Raw genomic sequence first — 13257 nt, 5'->3', positions numbered from 1 at the left:
GTCGGCGCCCGCCGCATCGGGCGCCGGTTTTTTGATGGGGAGAGCAGGATGCAACGGGTTGCAGATGCGCTGGACGGTGTGAACCGGTGGCTGGCGCATGTGGTGCGCTGGCTGGCGCTGATCATGGTGCTGGCACAGTTTGCCATTGTTGTCGGGCGTTATGTGTTCGGGGTCAATTCAATCGCCGCGCAGGAGAGCGTTCTCTATATGCATGCCACCCTGTTCATGCTGGCCGCGGGCTATACGCTGCTGGTCGACAAGCATGTGCGGGTGGATGTGTTTTATGCCGGCCTCAGCCGCCGGGCGCAGCGCCGCATCGACATCTTCGGCCATCTGTTTCTGCTGCTGCCCTCAATGGCGGCACTGCTTTACTGGTCCTGGCCGTCGGTGCGCAATTCCTGGTCCATTCTCGAAGGCCCGCTGGCTGTTGGCGGTATTGAGGCCGTGTTCTTGCTGAAAACGCTGATCCCGGCCTTTTGCGTGCTGGTAATGCTGCAGTCGCTTGCGCTGCTGATCCGCCTGTTTTCCGAAGGTGACACCTGATGACCGCCTATCTTGACCTGATCATGTTCGCCGCATTGATGGCGGCGATCCTCATGGGGTTTCCGGTCGCGTTCTCCATTGCCGGTGTGGCGGTGATCTTTGCCTATCTCGGCTGGGTGCTGGGGGTGATGGACATCTCGCTGCTGGGGGCGCTGGGCCAGAGGGCCTTTGGCCTCCTCAGCAACGAGGTGCTGATCGCCATTCCGCTGTTCGTGCTGATGGGGGCGATCCTGGAGAAAAGCCGCATCGCGGAAGAACTTCTGGATACCATGGGACGGCTGTTCGGCCAGCTGAAGGGGGGCTTGGGCATTTCCGTGGTACTGGTGGGGGCGCTGCTGGCGGCCTCAACCGGGATTGTCGGCGCGACGGTGGTGGCGATGGGCATGATCGCCCTGCCGGCCATGCTGCGCGCAGGATATGATCCGCGGGTGGCCTCAGGCATTGTTTGCACGGCGGGCACGCTGGGGCAGATCATCCCGCCGTCGACGCTGTTGATCATCCTGGCCGACGTGATGTCGAACGCCTACCAGCAGGCCCAGTATGAGCAGGGCAAATTCTCGGTTGAGGCGCTGTCGGTGGGCCAGTTCTTTGCCGCGGCGCTGGTGCCGGGGCTGGTGCTGGTGCTGCTCTATCTTCTCTATATTCTGATCCGCGGCCTGCTGCGGCCGCAGGACATGCCGTCAGCCCCGGCCGGGGCGGCCCGCCCGGCAAGCGGCGACGTTGTGCGCGCGGTGGTGCCGCCGGTTCTGCTGATCTTTGCTGTGCTCGGCGCCATTCTGGGCGGTGTTGCCACCCCGACGGAGGCGGCATCTGTGGGCGGTATCGGCGCCCTGCTGATGGCGGGCGCAAGGGCAGGCGGCCCGGCGCGGCTGATCCTGTTCGGCGCGGCGGCACTGATCCTGCTGGGGATCCTGTCCGGGGTGCATCCGGTGCGTCTGCAGCGCAGCGATCTGGGCGCCGGCGATCTGGCGGCGGGCGTTTTCTATGCGCTGCTGGCGGGGGCAGGGGGTGTTGCCATCGTGGCTGCCCTGCGCAGCGGCTTGCAGAAGCGCATCCTGCATGAGGCCTTGACCTCAACCGCCACCATGACGGCGATGATCTTTGCCACCATCCTGGCGGCTGGCATGTTCTCCCTGGTTTTCATCGGGCTGGGCGGCGAGGAGCGGGTGGCGCACTTCCTGGGCAGCATGCCCGGCGGCCCGACCGGCGCGCTTCTGTTCTGCATGCTGTTCATCTTTGTGCTGGGCTTCTTCCTCGATTTCGTTGAGATCTCGGTGATCGTGCTGCCTCTGGTGACGCCGGCCCTGATCCTGATGGGCCATGATCCGGTCTGGCTGGGCATTCTGATTGCGATCAACCTGCAAACCAGTTTCCTGACGCCGCCCTTTGGCTTTTCGCTGTTTTACCTGCGCGGCGCCGCGCCGAAAGAGGTCACCACCCGCCAGATTTACCAGGGGGTGGTGCCGTTCATCGGGCTGCAGGCGCTGGGCGTTCTGCTGGTCTGGCTGGTTCCCGGTCTTGCCACCTGGCTGCCAGCAGCAATTTTCTGACAAGGGAAACGGATTGAAGGCAGGGCGGCTGCGCGGAGAATATCCCGCGCGCCGTCCGCCGCAATCGCGCTGCCGAGGTGCGCATTATTGCGGGGGCGCGGGGGAGGCCTGCCCCTGGCGGCTAAGGCAGGTTTCCATTTCCGCCTGCATGTTCTCGATGGCGTTGCACAGCTGCTCTGTGAACGCCTTGGAGGTCAGCGACTGGGTGGCGTAGCCCGGCGTCAGGATCGATACGCCGGTTCCGATTCGCGGGCGGAACCGGCGAAACACCAGATCCTCTGTGGTCTGGCGCTGCTGCAGGCAGCTGTAGGCGGTGATCATGTCGCAGATCATGTAACAGATGCCTGCCGCAACAAATTGCAGGCCGGGTGCCCAGGTGCGCAGTTCCAGCCGCTTGCGGAACCGGCAGCCGCTCCGGTGGAATGCGGTCTCAGTCTGGACCGTCAGCGGATGCTGATCGAACAAAACCGCCATCGGTTTGCCGTCCAGATCCTGCGGGGTGATCTCTGCGGCTGCCGCAAGCGGGTCGCTGGCGGGCACCACGCAGACGCATTCCAGATCGAAATCCATCTGCCGGACAGAGGGGCGCGGGGCAGGGGTCTCGGCAAAGCCGATGTCGAATTGCTGCGACGCGATCAGGTCCTCGATCACGTCCGAGGACCGCATGATCAGTGCCGCCTCAAGCTCATCCTTGCCCTGCAGAAAATCCGTTAGAATCCGCGGCATGAACAGCCCGGCTGCCGCCGGGTGGCAAGCGATGCGCAGCTTGCCGGCCTCGTGGCTGCGGATCTTGCTCACCGTGCGCTCGACCCGTTCGATGCGCTCCAAAACGGTCTCGCATTCCTCCAGAAAGAACCGGGCCTCCGGCGTCGGGATCAGCTTGCCCTGCTCGCGGACGAACAGGCTGAAGCCCAGCTCGCCCTCCAGCGTGGAGATCATCGTGCTGACAGCGGGCTGGGTGCGCCCGACGGTGCGCGCGGCCTGGGAGATGGAGCCGCTGCGCATGACCTCGCGGAAGGTGAAGATCTGGCGGATCGAGAAGTTCATGGTTGGGGTATCAAGTCAGTTTATGGAGTAACAGATATTTTGAAATTGATCTTATGCCCCTTGTCCAGCCAAATCCGCCAAACCCGGTGCGGGGACACCGGAAGGAGGACAGATGGACACATTTTCAAAATATCTGCTGACCGGGCTGATCTGCCTGGTGGCCCTTGGCCAGTTCGTCCAGGTGGTCACCCGCTACCTGCTGCAGATCCCGGTGATGGGGCTGGAGGAGACCATGCTCTATCCGACCATCTGGCTGTACATCCTTGGCGCCGTGAACGCCTCGCGCGAGGACACCCACATCCGCGCCAACGTGCTGGAAATCGCCATCAAGACAGAGCGCGGCCATACCGTGCTGGCGATCATCGGTGAAGTCATCAGCCTGACCGTCGGCCTGTGGCTGCTGAGCTGGGCCTGGGAATACACCCAGTACGCCTGGCGGGTCTGGAAGGAGAGCCCGACGCTCTACCTGCCGACATTCTATTCCGAAGTGGCGCTCGTGGCCGGTCTGGCCCTGATGATGCTCTACACCGCGGTGCACCTGCTGCGCCATATCAACGCCCTGCGCGCCGGAGCCGCAAAATGATTGAAATCGCACTCCTTGCCATCGCCGTTCTGGTTCTGACCCTGACCCTGGGCGTGCCGCTGCCCTACTGTTTCGGCGCCGCTCTGATGATCATGTATTTCCTGGGCGATGTGACCATGAAGGGCATGATGCTGTGGGGCTCCCAGCAATTGGGCAACCCGGTTCTGCTGGCCATTCCGCTGTTTGTTCTGGCGGGCACCATCATGTCGGCCAGCGGCATTGCTGCCTCGCTATTGAACTTCGTCAATGCCTTCATCGGGCATATCCGCGGCGGCCTGGGTGTTGTGGCCGCGGTCAGCTGCGCCATCATCGGCGCGATCTCCGGCTCCGGCCTGACCGGCATCGCTGCCATCGGTCCGCTGCTGATCCCCGAGATGGAAAAGCGCGGCTACCCGCGGGAATACGCCACCGCGCTGATTGCCAACTCCTCAATCCTTGGGCTGCTGATCCCGCCGTCTGTCACCATGATCGTCTATGGCTGGGTGACCGATACCTCGATCCTCGCCTGCTTCCTGGCGACCCTGGGGCCGGGCCTGCTGATTATGTTCAACTTCTCGGCCATGAACCTGTGGATGAGCCGCAAGTTCAACCTGGTGCTGGATGACGCGCCCACCTTCTCCCAGCTGGCAGGCGATGTGGCCAAGAAAGGCTTTAACGCGACCCCGGCACTGCTGATGCCGGTGATCATCCTGGGCGGCATCTACGGCGGCATCATGACCCCGACCGAAGCCGCCGCGCTGTCGGTGATTTATGCGCTGCCGGTTGGGTTCTTCATCTACAAGGGGCTGAAGTGGAACAGCTTCCTGGAGGCCGGCAAGGAAGCCGCCACGGCGGTGGGCGCGATCATGGTGATGATCCTGTTCTCGATGATCTTGAGCCAGATGTTCGTCTATGAGGCGATCCCGCAGAAGATGGTCAGCGCGATCTTCGAGATTACCGACAACAAGGTGCTGCTGCTGATCTTCATCAATATCCTGCTGTTCCTGGTCGGCATGGTCGTGAACGACGTCACCGCCATCATCCTGATTGCGCCGCTGCTGCTGCCGCTGATGCAGGCGATCGGCGTCACCCCGGTGCAGTTTGCCGCGATCATGGGCGTCAATACCGCGATGGGCGGTGTCACCCCGCCCTATGCCTCGATCCTCTACCTCGGCGCGCGGATTGGCAATGTGAAGGTCACCAAGGTGATCCCGCCCGCAATGATCCTGATCCTGACAGGCTATGTGCCGGTGGTCTTCCTGACCTCGCTGTGGCCCGACCTGTCGCTCTTTCTGCCGCGTTTCTTCGGCTACTGACCCCACCCCTGACAAACACCAGACACCCTACGGAGGAGACTACCCATGAAACACTTTCTGACCGGCACCGCTGCTGCTGCCCTGATGTCGCTGGCAGGCCTCGCCTCGGCCGCCGACCTCAAGATGAGCCACGTGCGTCCCCAGGACACCACCATCGACAAGGAGCTGCGCGCCTTTGCAGCCCAGGTGGATGAGGCCACCGGCGGCGAGGTGTCTATCAACATCTTCCCTGCCTCTGCGCTCGGCGATTACACCACTGTGCAGGAGCGCATCAGCGTTGGCGCCATCGACATGGCGACCCAGCCCGCAGCTGCCGCGGCGGACCGCCGGATGCAGATCAGCTCCTTCCCCTATCTGGCCAATAACTGGGATGAAGCGCGCAAGATCTACGGCCCCGGCGGTGCGGTGCGCGACGTGATGGCAGAGCTTTATGCCAAACAGGACATCACCATGCTGGCCGCCTACCCGGTGTATTTCGGCGGCATTGCGCTGAATACCGATGCGGTCAGCCCCGGCGACCCGTCGCAATCCAACGGCATCAAGGTGCGGGTGCCCGGCATCAAGAGCTTCCAGCTGACCGGCGAGGCGCTGGGTTACATTCCGTCGCCAATCCCCTTCTCCGAGGCGTTCACCGCGATCCAGACCGGCGTGGTTGACGGCGTCATCGGTTCCGGCGCCGAAGGCTATTACGCTTCGTTCCGCGATGTGACCAAGGCCTATGTGCCTGCCAACACCCACTTTGAGGTCTGGTACATGATCATCTCCAACGGTTCGCTGGCTGAGCTGGACGCCGAAGACCAGGAGGCGCTGAAAGCCGCCGCGGCGGAGTTTGAAGCGCAGCGCTGGACCGTCGCCGAAAAGGATCAGGGCAAATGGGAGCAGCGCCTGGCCGATGAGCTGGGGGCCAAGGTGGTCGATCTGAGCGCCGGCGAACTGGCCGCGATGGCCGCCAAGGTGCGCCAAGACGTCTGGCCGGTGGTTCTGGAAGACGTTGGCGCCGGCTGGGGCCAGAGCATTCTTGACCAGATCGGCAAGTAATCCCGTATCAAGGACGGGGGCGGCCGTGCGCCGTCCCGCAACCGCAGCCAACCCCGGAGAAGCGGCAGGATGGAAGCAGACTATGCAGTGATCGGCGGCGGCGTTGTCGGCCTGTCGGTGGCCTGGGGGCTGCTCAGGCGCGGCAAGCGTGTCACGGTGCTGGACGGCGATGACGGCGCGTTCCGGGCCAGCCGCGGCAACTTCGGCCTGGTCTGGGTGCAGTCCAAGGGCATGAAGCAGCCGCGCTATGCCAGCTGGAGCCAGCAGTCCGCTGCCGCCTGGGCCGGATTTGCGGCGGAACTGGAGGACGGCACCGGCCGCTCTGTCGGGTTGCAGCAGAACGGCGGTTATGACCTGCATTTCTCCGAGGAAACGCTCTATACCACCGTGGCGCAGTACGATGCGCTGAAGGACAAGCTGGGCGGCAACTACCCTTACGAGGTTCTGGGCCGCAATGCGCTCAGCCGCGAGGAGCCGCATATCGGCCCCAAGGTCGCAGGCGCGATCCTGCACCACCAGGACGGCCACGCAAACCCGCTGCGCCTGCTGGTCTCTCTGGCAGAGGACGTGCGGCGGCTGGGCGGCAGGGTTCTGAACGGCAAGACCGTTAACGGCGTGTCCAAGCCCGATGTCTTCAAGGTCCAGTGCAGCGACGGCACCGTGGTTACGGCGGGCAAGGTAATGCTTTCGGCAGGCCTTGGCGCGATGGAGCTGGGCCCCAAGCTGGGTTTCAAGGCACCGGTGCGGCCACAGCGCGGCCAGGTGCTGATCACCGAGAAGATGCCGAAACTGATCAACCGCCCCTCGCTGATTGCCCGTCAAGTGGATGAGGGGGGCATCCAGATCGGCGCCACCAACGAAGAGGTCGGGCTGGATGACGGCGTGACGCAGCCGGGTCTGTCGGGCCTCGCCGCAGAGGCCATCGCCGCCTATCCGGCGCTGGCCCGCGCGCAGCTGGTGCGCAGCTGGGGCGCCCTGCGTATTCTGTCGCCCGATGGCTTGCCGATCTACCAGGAAAGCCCCGAGATGCCGGGCGCTTACCTTGTCACCTGCCACAGCGGCATCACCCTGGCCGCGGCCCATGCGCTGTTCCTGCCTGACTGGCTGGAAGGCACCGCAGCCGCCCCTGATCTGGAGGTGTTCAGTGAAGACCGATTCCCCGTTTCTTGAGCTGGCAGATGATGCCCCCCGCGTGCGGGTCTGGTTTGACGGTTTGCCGCTGGACCTGCCCGCAGGCGCCAACCTGGCTGCCGCGCTGCTGGCGGCTGGCGTGCAGGTGTTTCGCCACACGCCTGTGTCGGGCGCGCCGCGGGCGCCGTTTTGCATGATGGGCGCCTGTTTCGAATGCCTGGTGGAAACCGGCGGCCGGGTGCAGCAGGCCTGTATGCTGGAAGTCGAGGAGGACATGAAAATTGCCCGCCCGCATGAAGCGGAGGCTGGCAATGAAACGCTGTGACCTGGCAATCATCGGCGCAGGCCCGGCTGGCATGGCGGCCGCAGCAGAAGCCGCTCGGCAGGGCCTGAGCGTCACCCTGCTGGACGAGCAGAACCGCCCCGGCGGGCAGATCTACCGCGAGGTGGACCGCGCGGGCGGGCCGCGCGGCGCTATTCTGGGGCAAGAGTATCTGCATGGGGCAACCCTGACAGCGGGTCTTGGCGGGGCCGGGATCACCCACCTGCCAGGTGCCGTTGTCTGGGCCATTGAGGACGGGTTCCGCATCTCCTTTAGCCGACAGGGCCGGGCAGGGCAGGTGGACGCGGACCGGGTAGTCCTGGCCACCGGCGCGCTGGAGCGTCCGATGCCGGTCCCAGGCTGGACCCTGCCGGGCGTGATGACCGCAGGTGCCGCGCAGATCCTGCTGAAGCAATCCGGCGTCCTGCCGCGCCGCGCCGTGCTCGCCGGGAGCGGGCCGCTGCTCTATCTGATTGCGGCACAGATGGTGCGGGCGGGCACGCCGCCGCTGTCACTGGTTGAGACCCAGACCGGGGCCAGCCCGCTGGCAGCAGCCCGCCACCTGTCCGGCGCGCTGCGCGGATGGCGCTATCTGGCCAAGGGCTTGAAGATGCTGGCAGAAATCAAGCGAGCCGGCGTGCCGCGCTATACCGGTGCCACGGAGATCGCGGTGGCCGGCAGCACCGCGGCCGAGGCGGTGACCTTCCGCAGCAAGGGGCAGGCGCACAGCATCGCCTGCGGTACCGTCCTGCTGCATCACGGCGTGGTGCCGAACACCCAGGCCGCACGCTCAATCAATGTGCCGCATGTCTGGTCAGACGCGCAGCAGTGTTTTGTGCCTGAGACTGGAAAATGGGGCGAGACCGGCAGGGACGGTGTCCTGATCGCTGGCGACGGCGCGGGCATCAGCGGTGCAATGGCGGCCGAATATGCGGGCCGGATTGCAGCATTGAAAGCGGCAGAGGAACTGGGCCGGATCACCGCACAGGAGCGCGACCGCCTGGCCGCGCCGCTGTTCAGCCGCCGCAGCCGGGAAACCGCGGTGCGCCCGTTCCTGGATGCCGCCTATCCGCCTTTTGCGGGCGCTGTGCGGCCCGCGGACAGCACCATCGTCTGCCGCTGCGAGGAAGTCACCGCGGGCGACATCCGCAGTTATGCCAGGCTCGGCTGTCTCGGCCCGAACCAGGCCAAGGCCTTCGGGCGCGCGGGTATGGGGCCGTGCCAGGGCCGCTATTGCGGACTGACCGTGACCGCGCTGCTGGCCGAGGCCAACGGGCAGACACCCGATGAAACCGGCTATTACCGGATCCGGCCGCCGATCAAGCCGGTGACACTGGGTGAACTGGCCGCGATGGAGAACCTCTCCGCCAATGCCGCTGAATAGGAGAACAAGATGATCGAACGGATCGACACCGGCGCCCGGATGAGCAAGATCGTGAAGCACAACGGCGTGGCCTATCTGTGCGGCCAGGTCGGGGACGGCGCTGACGTGGCCGCGCAAACCCGCGACTGCTTGTCCCGCGTCGAGGCGCTGCTGGAGAAGGCCGGGTCCTCGCCGCAGCAGATCCTGCAGGCGATAGTATGGCTGGCCGACATGAAGGACTTTGCGGAGATGAACGCGGTCTGGGATGCCTGGGTGCCGCAAGGCCACGCCCCGGCCCGGGCCTGCGGCGAGGCCAGGCTGGCGCGGGCGGACCTGAAGGTGGAGATCATCGTGACCGCGGCCTGCTGACAGGCACGCCGGAAGAGTTCAGCCGGGCGGCCTAAAGGGATTTTGAGACCTGGCGGGCCAGTTCTGCCAGTGCCAGTGCCAGGGCATCGGCGGTGGCAGCCGGGCCGGCGCCGTCGACGGGCGTGGTGATGTCAAACCGCTTCACGAATTCGCGCACTGTGCCCTCGGGCGAGGAGACCGCGAACTGGCCGGACAGTTCAAACTGGCCATCGGCGCGGGCATAGACCTGATCCACCCGCACATCCAGACGCGCGTCCGGGCCGGTGTTCAGCGGCCAGGGCTCAATGGCTGCGGCCGCGCCGGTGCGCTCGTTCAACCCGCGGGCCAGGGCGGCGGTCATGCCGCGGGCCGGATCGTCTGCCCATTGCGCGCCACCCAGCGCATAAAGCGCTCCGCCTTCGCCCTCCGCAACGATGTCCGAGGCCGCGGCATAGGACGGCAGCGACACCAGCCGCACCTCAATCGAACGGGAGCGCAGGTTTGCGACGGTTTCACCCGGTGCAGAGGAAATCAGATAGCGTGGATCGTTGCTCCCGGCGCAGGCCGCCAGCAGGGTGATGGGGAGCAGAAATTTCAGGGTGTTAATCATCTTATCTTCCAAACAGCAGGGAATTCGGGTCGCGTTCGATCTTGCGTGCCAGCTGGGACACCGCACGGGCAGCGGTCTTGATCTCGCGCAGCGCGTCCAGGGTTTCGGAGTTGAAGCTGGAGCGGCCGCCATAGGAGGCGATCAGTGCCTCGGACTGGGCCACCAGACGCTCAAGCCGGGCTGAAAGTGCAGGCAGTCCTTCGGCAGCGGCCGCCACAGCGTCTGCGGCACCGCGGGCAGAGGCCATGGTGGCATTGGCATTCTCCACCAGCCCGCCCTGGCGCATGTCTTCCAGTGTGGCCTGCATTTCCTCCAGCGCAGCGGTCAGGGCCGGGGGCAGGGCGCGGGCGCCCTCTGTGCCGATTACCGCATCGGCGCTGTCTATCAGCTGGCTGGCTGAGCGGATCAGCTCCTCGGCCTCCAGCGAATTCGCCTTGGCCGCCAGTGCCCGGAAATCGGCGACCAGCGCGGGCAGTTCATCCGACGCCGCGGCAAGGCTGGCGGCGGCCTGGCTGCCCTGTTCCAGCGCGGCTGCAAGATTGGCCGCAGCCCGGCCCTGCTGCAGATCTGCCAGCAGGGCACGCACGTCGGATACAGCCGCCTGCAGCTCTCCCGGCAGGGCGCGGGTGCCCGGATCGGCAAGCAGTGCGCGGGTGTCCTCCAGCAGCGCCACCGCAGCGGCGGGTGCCTGACGGGTGCTGTCGGCAGCGGCCAGGTTTTCAATGCTGGCGAGGGTGGCGATGGCCTGCGCCATAAGCTCTTCCACCGGAAGTTCGCTGATGCGCTCCAGCGCGCCTTCGGCGGTGGCAGTGAAATCGGGCAGGTCGGAGGGGGCGCTTGGCAGCTCTGGGAAGGGTTCTGCTTCGCGGTTGAAGGCTGCGGGGGCCGCGTCCTCCAGCGTCACCAGCTCGACGAGCAGTTCCGAGCTGAACAGGCCTGCAGAGGCCAGCCGCGCGCGCAGGCCGCCGGCCACCGCCTGTTCAAGGAAATCAAGCGCTTCTGCCTCGCCCGCACCGCGCGGCAGGCCCATCAGGCCAGGTTCCAGCAGCAGCTTGGCGATCAGCCGCACCTCGGCTTCGTCGCTGCCGCTTTGAATGGCTGCGTTGAGGCTGCTGACCTCGCCGACCTTGACGCCGCGCAGCTGAACCTCCGCGCCGCTGGCCAGGCCCGCCACCGACTCGTCAAAGGCAACCGCGACGGCAACCCCGCCGGACAGGGTGCGCGCAAAGGCGGTGCGGCGGGCTGCGGCCTCGTCGGTGTGGATGTCAAACACTGTGCCGGGACCAACGGTCTGGCCGCCGTCAAACACCGAGTCGAACTCGATGCCGCCGGCCACCAAAGAGGCGATGCTGTCGACGTCCAGCGACAGCCCGCTGGGGCCGATCGAGACCGAGAAGCCGGAGCTGTCCCAGAAGCGGGTGGCGGAGTTGATGCGCCGGTCATGCGGTGCATCGATGAAGGCATCGACAACGATGCTGTCGCCGCTGACAGTCAGACGAGGGGTTTCCAGGCGCCCGACCTCGATGCCGCGGAACAGCACCGGCGCGCCCTCAGAGATCATCCGCCCGTCGTCGGTGCGCAGAGTGATCCGCCGCCCGCCGCGGCCCGGCTGCGCCAGCGGCGGCCGGTCTGCGCCCTCAAAAGCGGTTTGGGAAAGACCGGGGGCCTGATCCCAGCTGCCTTCGATATAGACACCGGACAGCACCGTGCTGAGCCCCGATATGCCGCGCGCTGAGACCTCCGGCCTGACCACCCAGAAGGTTGCATCCGCATCCAGATAGGGAGCGATCTCCTTGTCGATGCGGGCCTGGACGGACACCTTGCTCAGATCATCGGCAAAGCCGACTTTCTCCACCCGGCCGATCACCACATCGCGGTAACGCACCGTTGTTTCATTTGCAGCGATGCCTGAAGCGTTTTCAAAGCTGATGGTGATCAGCACGCCGCGCTCGGAATAGGCTTTCCAGGCCACGCCCAGCGATACAGCGAGCGCGGCCAGCGGCACCAGCCAGACCAGTGACAGGTTGCGCCAGAGCGAAGGGCGCCGGGCCGTGATGTTCATCGGGGCGGGATCAGGCGTGGTCATTCAAATTCTCGCTTTCCGCGTTCCAAATCAGACGCGGATCAAAACTCTGGGCGGCCAGCATGGTGAAGGCAACCGACAAGGCAAAACTGACCGCTGCCATGCCAGGGGCGATGGCAGCAGCGAAATCAAGCTGGACGAGGGCGGTCAGGATTGCCACCACAAAGACATCAATCATCGACCACCGTCCGATAAATTCGACCACCTCATAAAGCACCAGCCGGCCATGGCTGCCAAGGGCTGCCGGCCTGCGGACGGACACCGCCAGATAGGCGATGGCGAGGAACTTGGCCACGGGGATCACGATGCTGGCGAAGAAAACGATCAGGGCCACACCGTAGGAGCCGTGGCTGAACAGTTCGGCAATGCCGCCGATCAGGGTATTTTCGGAACTGCGGCCAAAGGTGGTGGTGCGCAGCATGGGGTAGACATTGGCGGGCACATAGGCAACCAGCCCCGCCGCCAGCCAGGCCCAGACACGCTGCAGGCTGGCGGGGGCGGCAGGTTCCAGCGGGCTGCCGCAGCACGTGCAGGCCCGGGCAGCGCCCGGGTTGGCGGTCCCGCAGACGCGGCAGCCGGCCAGCCCGGCGGCTGCCGCGGTCAGGAAGCGCTGCGGGTTTTCAGGGTTTTCCATACGGTCAGCCTGCAAATCGCGTTATCGGTCAGAATGGTTACCACCAGGAGCGCGGTAAACGCCCAAAAAGCCGGTCCCAGCCCGACGCGCGCCAGGCCAGAGACTTTGACCAGGGCCACTGCCACGCCGATGATGAAAATCTCAGCCATGGCCCAGGGCTTCAGCCGCTCTGCCCAGCGATAGGCCGTGGCGGCGTGCGGTGCAGGGTGCCAGCCCAGGGCCATCGGCGCCAGAGTATAGATCAGCGCGCAAAAGCGTGCCGCGGGCAAGAGCACGATCAGCAGGCCGGTCGCCAGCGACAGAGGCGCCATCGGCCCGCTGGAAAAGGCCAGCACGGCGTCCAGGACCGACGCCTGATGCGACAGGCCCTGTGCCCTCAGCTCAAGGAACGGGAAACCAGCCGCTGCAGCCAGCAGAATCAGCGCGGTGAGCGACAGCATCGCGATCCGTGTCATGGCGCCCGACTTGGGCGCCGCCAGCACCGTGCCGCAGCGGGCGCAGCGGGCAACCGTATGGGGTTTCACATTCACGTCGCGGTTCAGCACGTCGCAGGTCGGGCAGGCAATGAGCTGGTCTGTATGCATGTCTCCGGTGTCCGTTTCCGCCGCCTGGCCTGCGGCTGTGAACTTGAGCGGCAGCTCGAGCTCATGATCACGAAAACGAGGACTATTTCAATGCGAACATGGCACGTTCAGCCGGTGCACCCGCCT

At 65.4% G+C, this 13257-nt stretch carries 14 protein-coding genes; 9 read left to right on the top strand and 5 right to left on the bottom strand.

Annotated elements, in window-relative coordinates; all coding sequences use genetic code 11:
• Positions 1-48: 48 nt before the first annotated feature.
• Together N6L27_RS06825 and N6L27_RS06820 are read left to right on the top strand one after the other, a co-directional pair.
• Positions 49-543, top strand: a complete 495-nt coding sequence (locus tag N6L27_RS06825) for a TRAP transporter small permease subunit (RefSeq protein WP_271906470.1) — start codon at positions 49-51, stop codon at positions 541-543.
• Positions 543-2093: a TRAP transporter large permease gene (locus N6L27_RS06820; protein ID WP_271906468.1), complete on the top strand. Its 1551-nt coding sequence runs from the start codon at positions 543-545 to the stop codon at positions 2091-2093. The genes N6L27_RS06825 and N6L27_RS06820 overlap by 1 nt, the downstream gene beginning before the upstream one ends.
• Positions 2094-2177: 84 nt before the next feature.
• Here the strand turns inward: N6L27_RS06820 and N6L27_RS06815 are convergent, their stop codons facing one another.
• Entirely contained in the window at positions 2178-3140 is a 963-nt protein-coding gene (locus tag N6L27_RS06815) for a LysR family transcriptional regulator (RefSeq protein WP_271906467.1), read from the bottom strand.
• 112 nt (positions 3141-3252) lie between these two features.
• Between N6L27_RS06815 and N6L27_RS06810 the strand changes: the two genes are divergently transcribed.
• From N6L27_RS06810 to N6L27_RS06780, 7 genes are all read left to right on the top strand, one after another.
• Positions 3253-3723 carry a TRAP transporter small permease gene (locus N6L27_RS06810; protein WP_271906466.1) on the top strand — a complete coding sequence of 157 codons (471 nt, stop codon included), beginning with the start codon at positions 3253-3255 and terminating at the stop codon, positions 3721-3723.
• Positions 3720-5018, top strand: a complete 1299-nt coding sequence (locus N6L27_RS06805; protein WP_271906465.1) for a TRAP transporter large permease — start codon at positions 3720-3722, stop codon at positions 5016-5018. The genes N6L27_RS06810 and N6L27_RS06805 overlap by 4 nt, the downstream gene beginning before the upstream one ends.
• A 45-nt stretch (positions 5019-5063) precedes the next feature.
• On the top strand, positions 5064-6056 hold the full coding sequence (gene dctP / locus N6L27_RS06800; RefSeq protein WP_271906464.1) for a TRAP transporter substrate-binding protein DctP: 993 nt from the start codon (positions 5064-5066) through the stop codon (positions 6054-6056).
• A 69-nt stretch (positions 6057-6125) separates the two neighbouring features.
• Positions 6126-7226, top strand: a complete 1101-nt coding sequence (locus tag N6L27_RS06795) for an NAD(P)/FAD-dependent oxidoreductase (protein WP_271906463.1) — start codon at positions 6126-6128, stop codon at positions 7224-7226.
• On the top strand, positions 7201-7512 hold the full coding sequence (locus N6L27_RS06790) for a 2Fe-2S iron-sulfur cluster-binding protein (RefSeq protein WP_039183722.1): 312 nt from the start codon (positions 7201-7203) through the stop codon (positions 7510-7512). The genes N6L27_RS06795 and N6L27_RS06790 overlap by 26 nt, the downstream gene beginning before the upstream one ends.
• Positions 7499-8893 carry an FAD/NAD(P)-dependent oxidoreductase gene (locus N6L27_RS06785; protein ID WP_271906462.1) on the top strand — a complete coding sequence of 465 codons (1395 nt, stop codon included), beginning with the start codon at positions 7499-7501 and terminating at the stop codon, positions 8891-8893. The genes N6L27_RS06790 and N6L27_RS06785 overlap by 14 nt, the downstream gene beginning before the upstream one ends.
• Positions 8894-8902: 9 nt before the next feature.
• On the top strand, positions 8903-9241 hold the full coding sequence (locus N6L27_RS06780; protein ID WP_271906461.1) for a RidA family protein: 339 nt from the start codon (positions 8903-8905) through the stop codon (positions 9239-9241).
• 31 nt (positions 9242-9272) lie between these two features.
• Here N6L27_RS06780 and N6L27_RS06775 read toward each other — a convergent pair whose 3' ends face one another.
• Genes N6L27_RS06775 through N6L27_RS06760 form a run of 4 tightly spaced genes read right to left on the bottom strand, consistent with a single transcriptional unit; the run spans position 9273 to position 13131 of the window.
• Positions 9273-9830: a PqiC family protein gene (locus N6L27_RS06775; RefSeq protein ID WP_271906459.1), complete on the bottom strand. Its 558-nt coding sequence runs from the start codon at positions 9828-9830 to the stop codon at positions 9273-9275.
• A 1-nt stretch (position 9831) separates the two neighbouring features.
• Entirely contained in the window at positions 9832-11916 is a 2085-nt protein-coding gene (locus tag N6L27_RS06770; protein ID WP_271906458.1) for an MlaD family protein, read from the bottom strand.
• Positions 11903-12547, bottom strand: coding sequence for a paraquat-inducible protein A (locus N6L27_RS06765; RefSeq protein WP_271906457.1), 645 nt, complete (start codon positions 12545-12547; stop codon positions 11903-11905). Before N6L27_RS06765 ends, N6L27_RS06770 begins: the two co-directional genes overlap by 14 nt.
• Positions 12514-13131: a paraquat-inducible protein A gene (locus N6L27_RS06760; protein ID WP_271906456.1), complete on the bottom strand. Its 618-nt coding sequence runs from the start codon at positions 13129-13131 to the stop codon at positions 12514-12516. Before N6L27_RS06760 ends, N6L27_RS06765 begins: the two co-directional genes overlap by 34 nt.
• Positions 13132-13257 lie beyond the last annotated feature (126 nt).

It is taken from the genome of Leisingera sp. SS27 (genome assembly GCF_028368855.1).
Lineage (GTDB): Bacteria > Pseudomonadota > Alphaproteobacteria > Rhodobacterales > Rhodobacteraceae > Leisingera.
The sequence above is the reverse complement of the archived record's forward strand: the minus strand, read 5'-3'. Positions and strand labels throughout refer to the sequence as shown.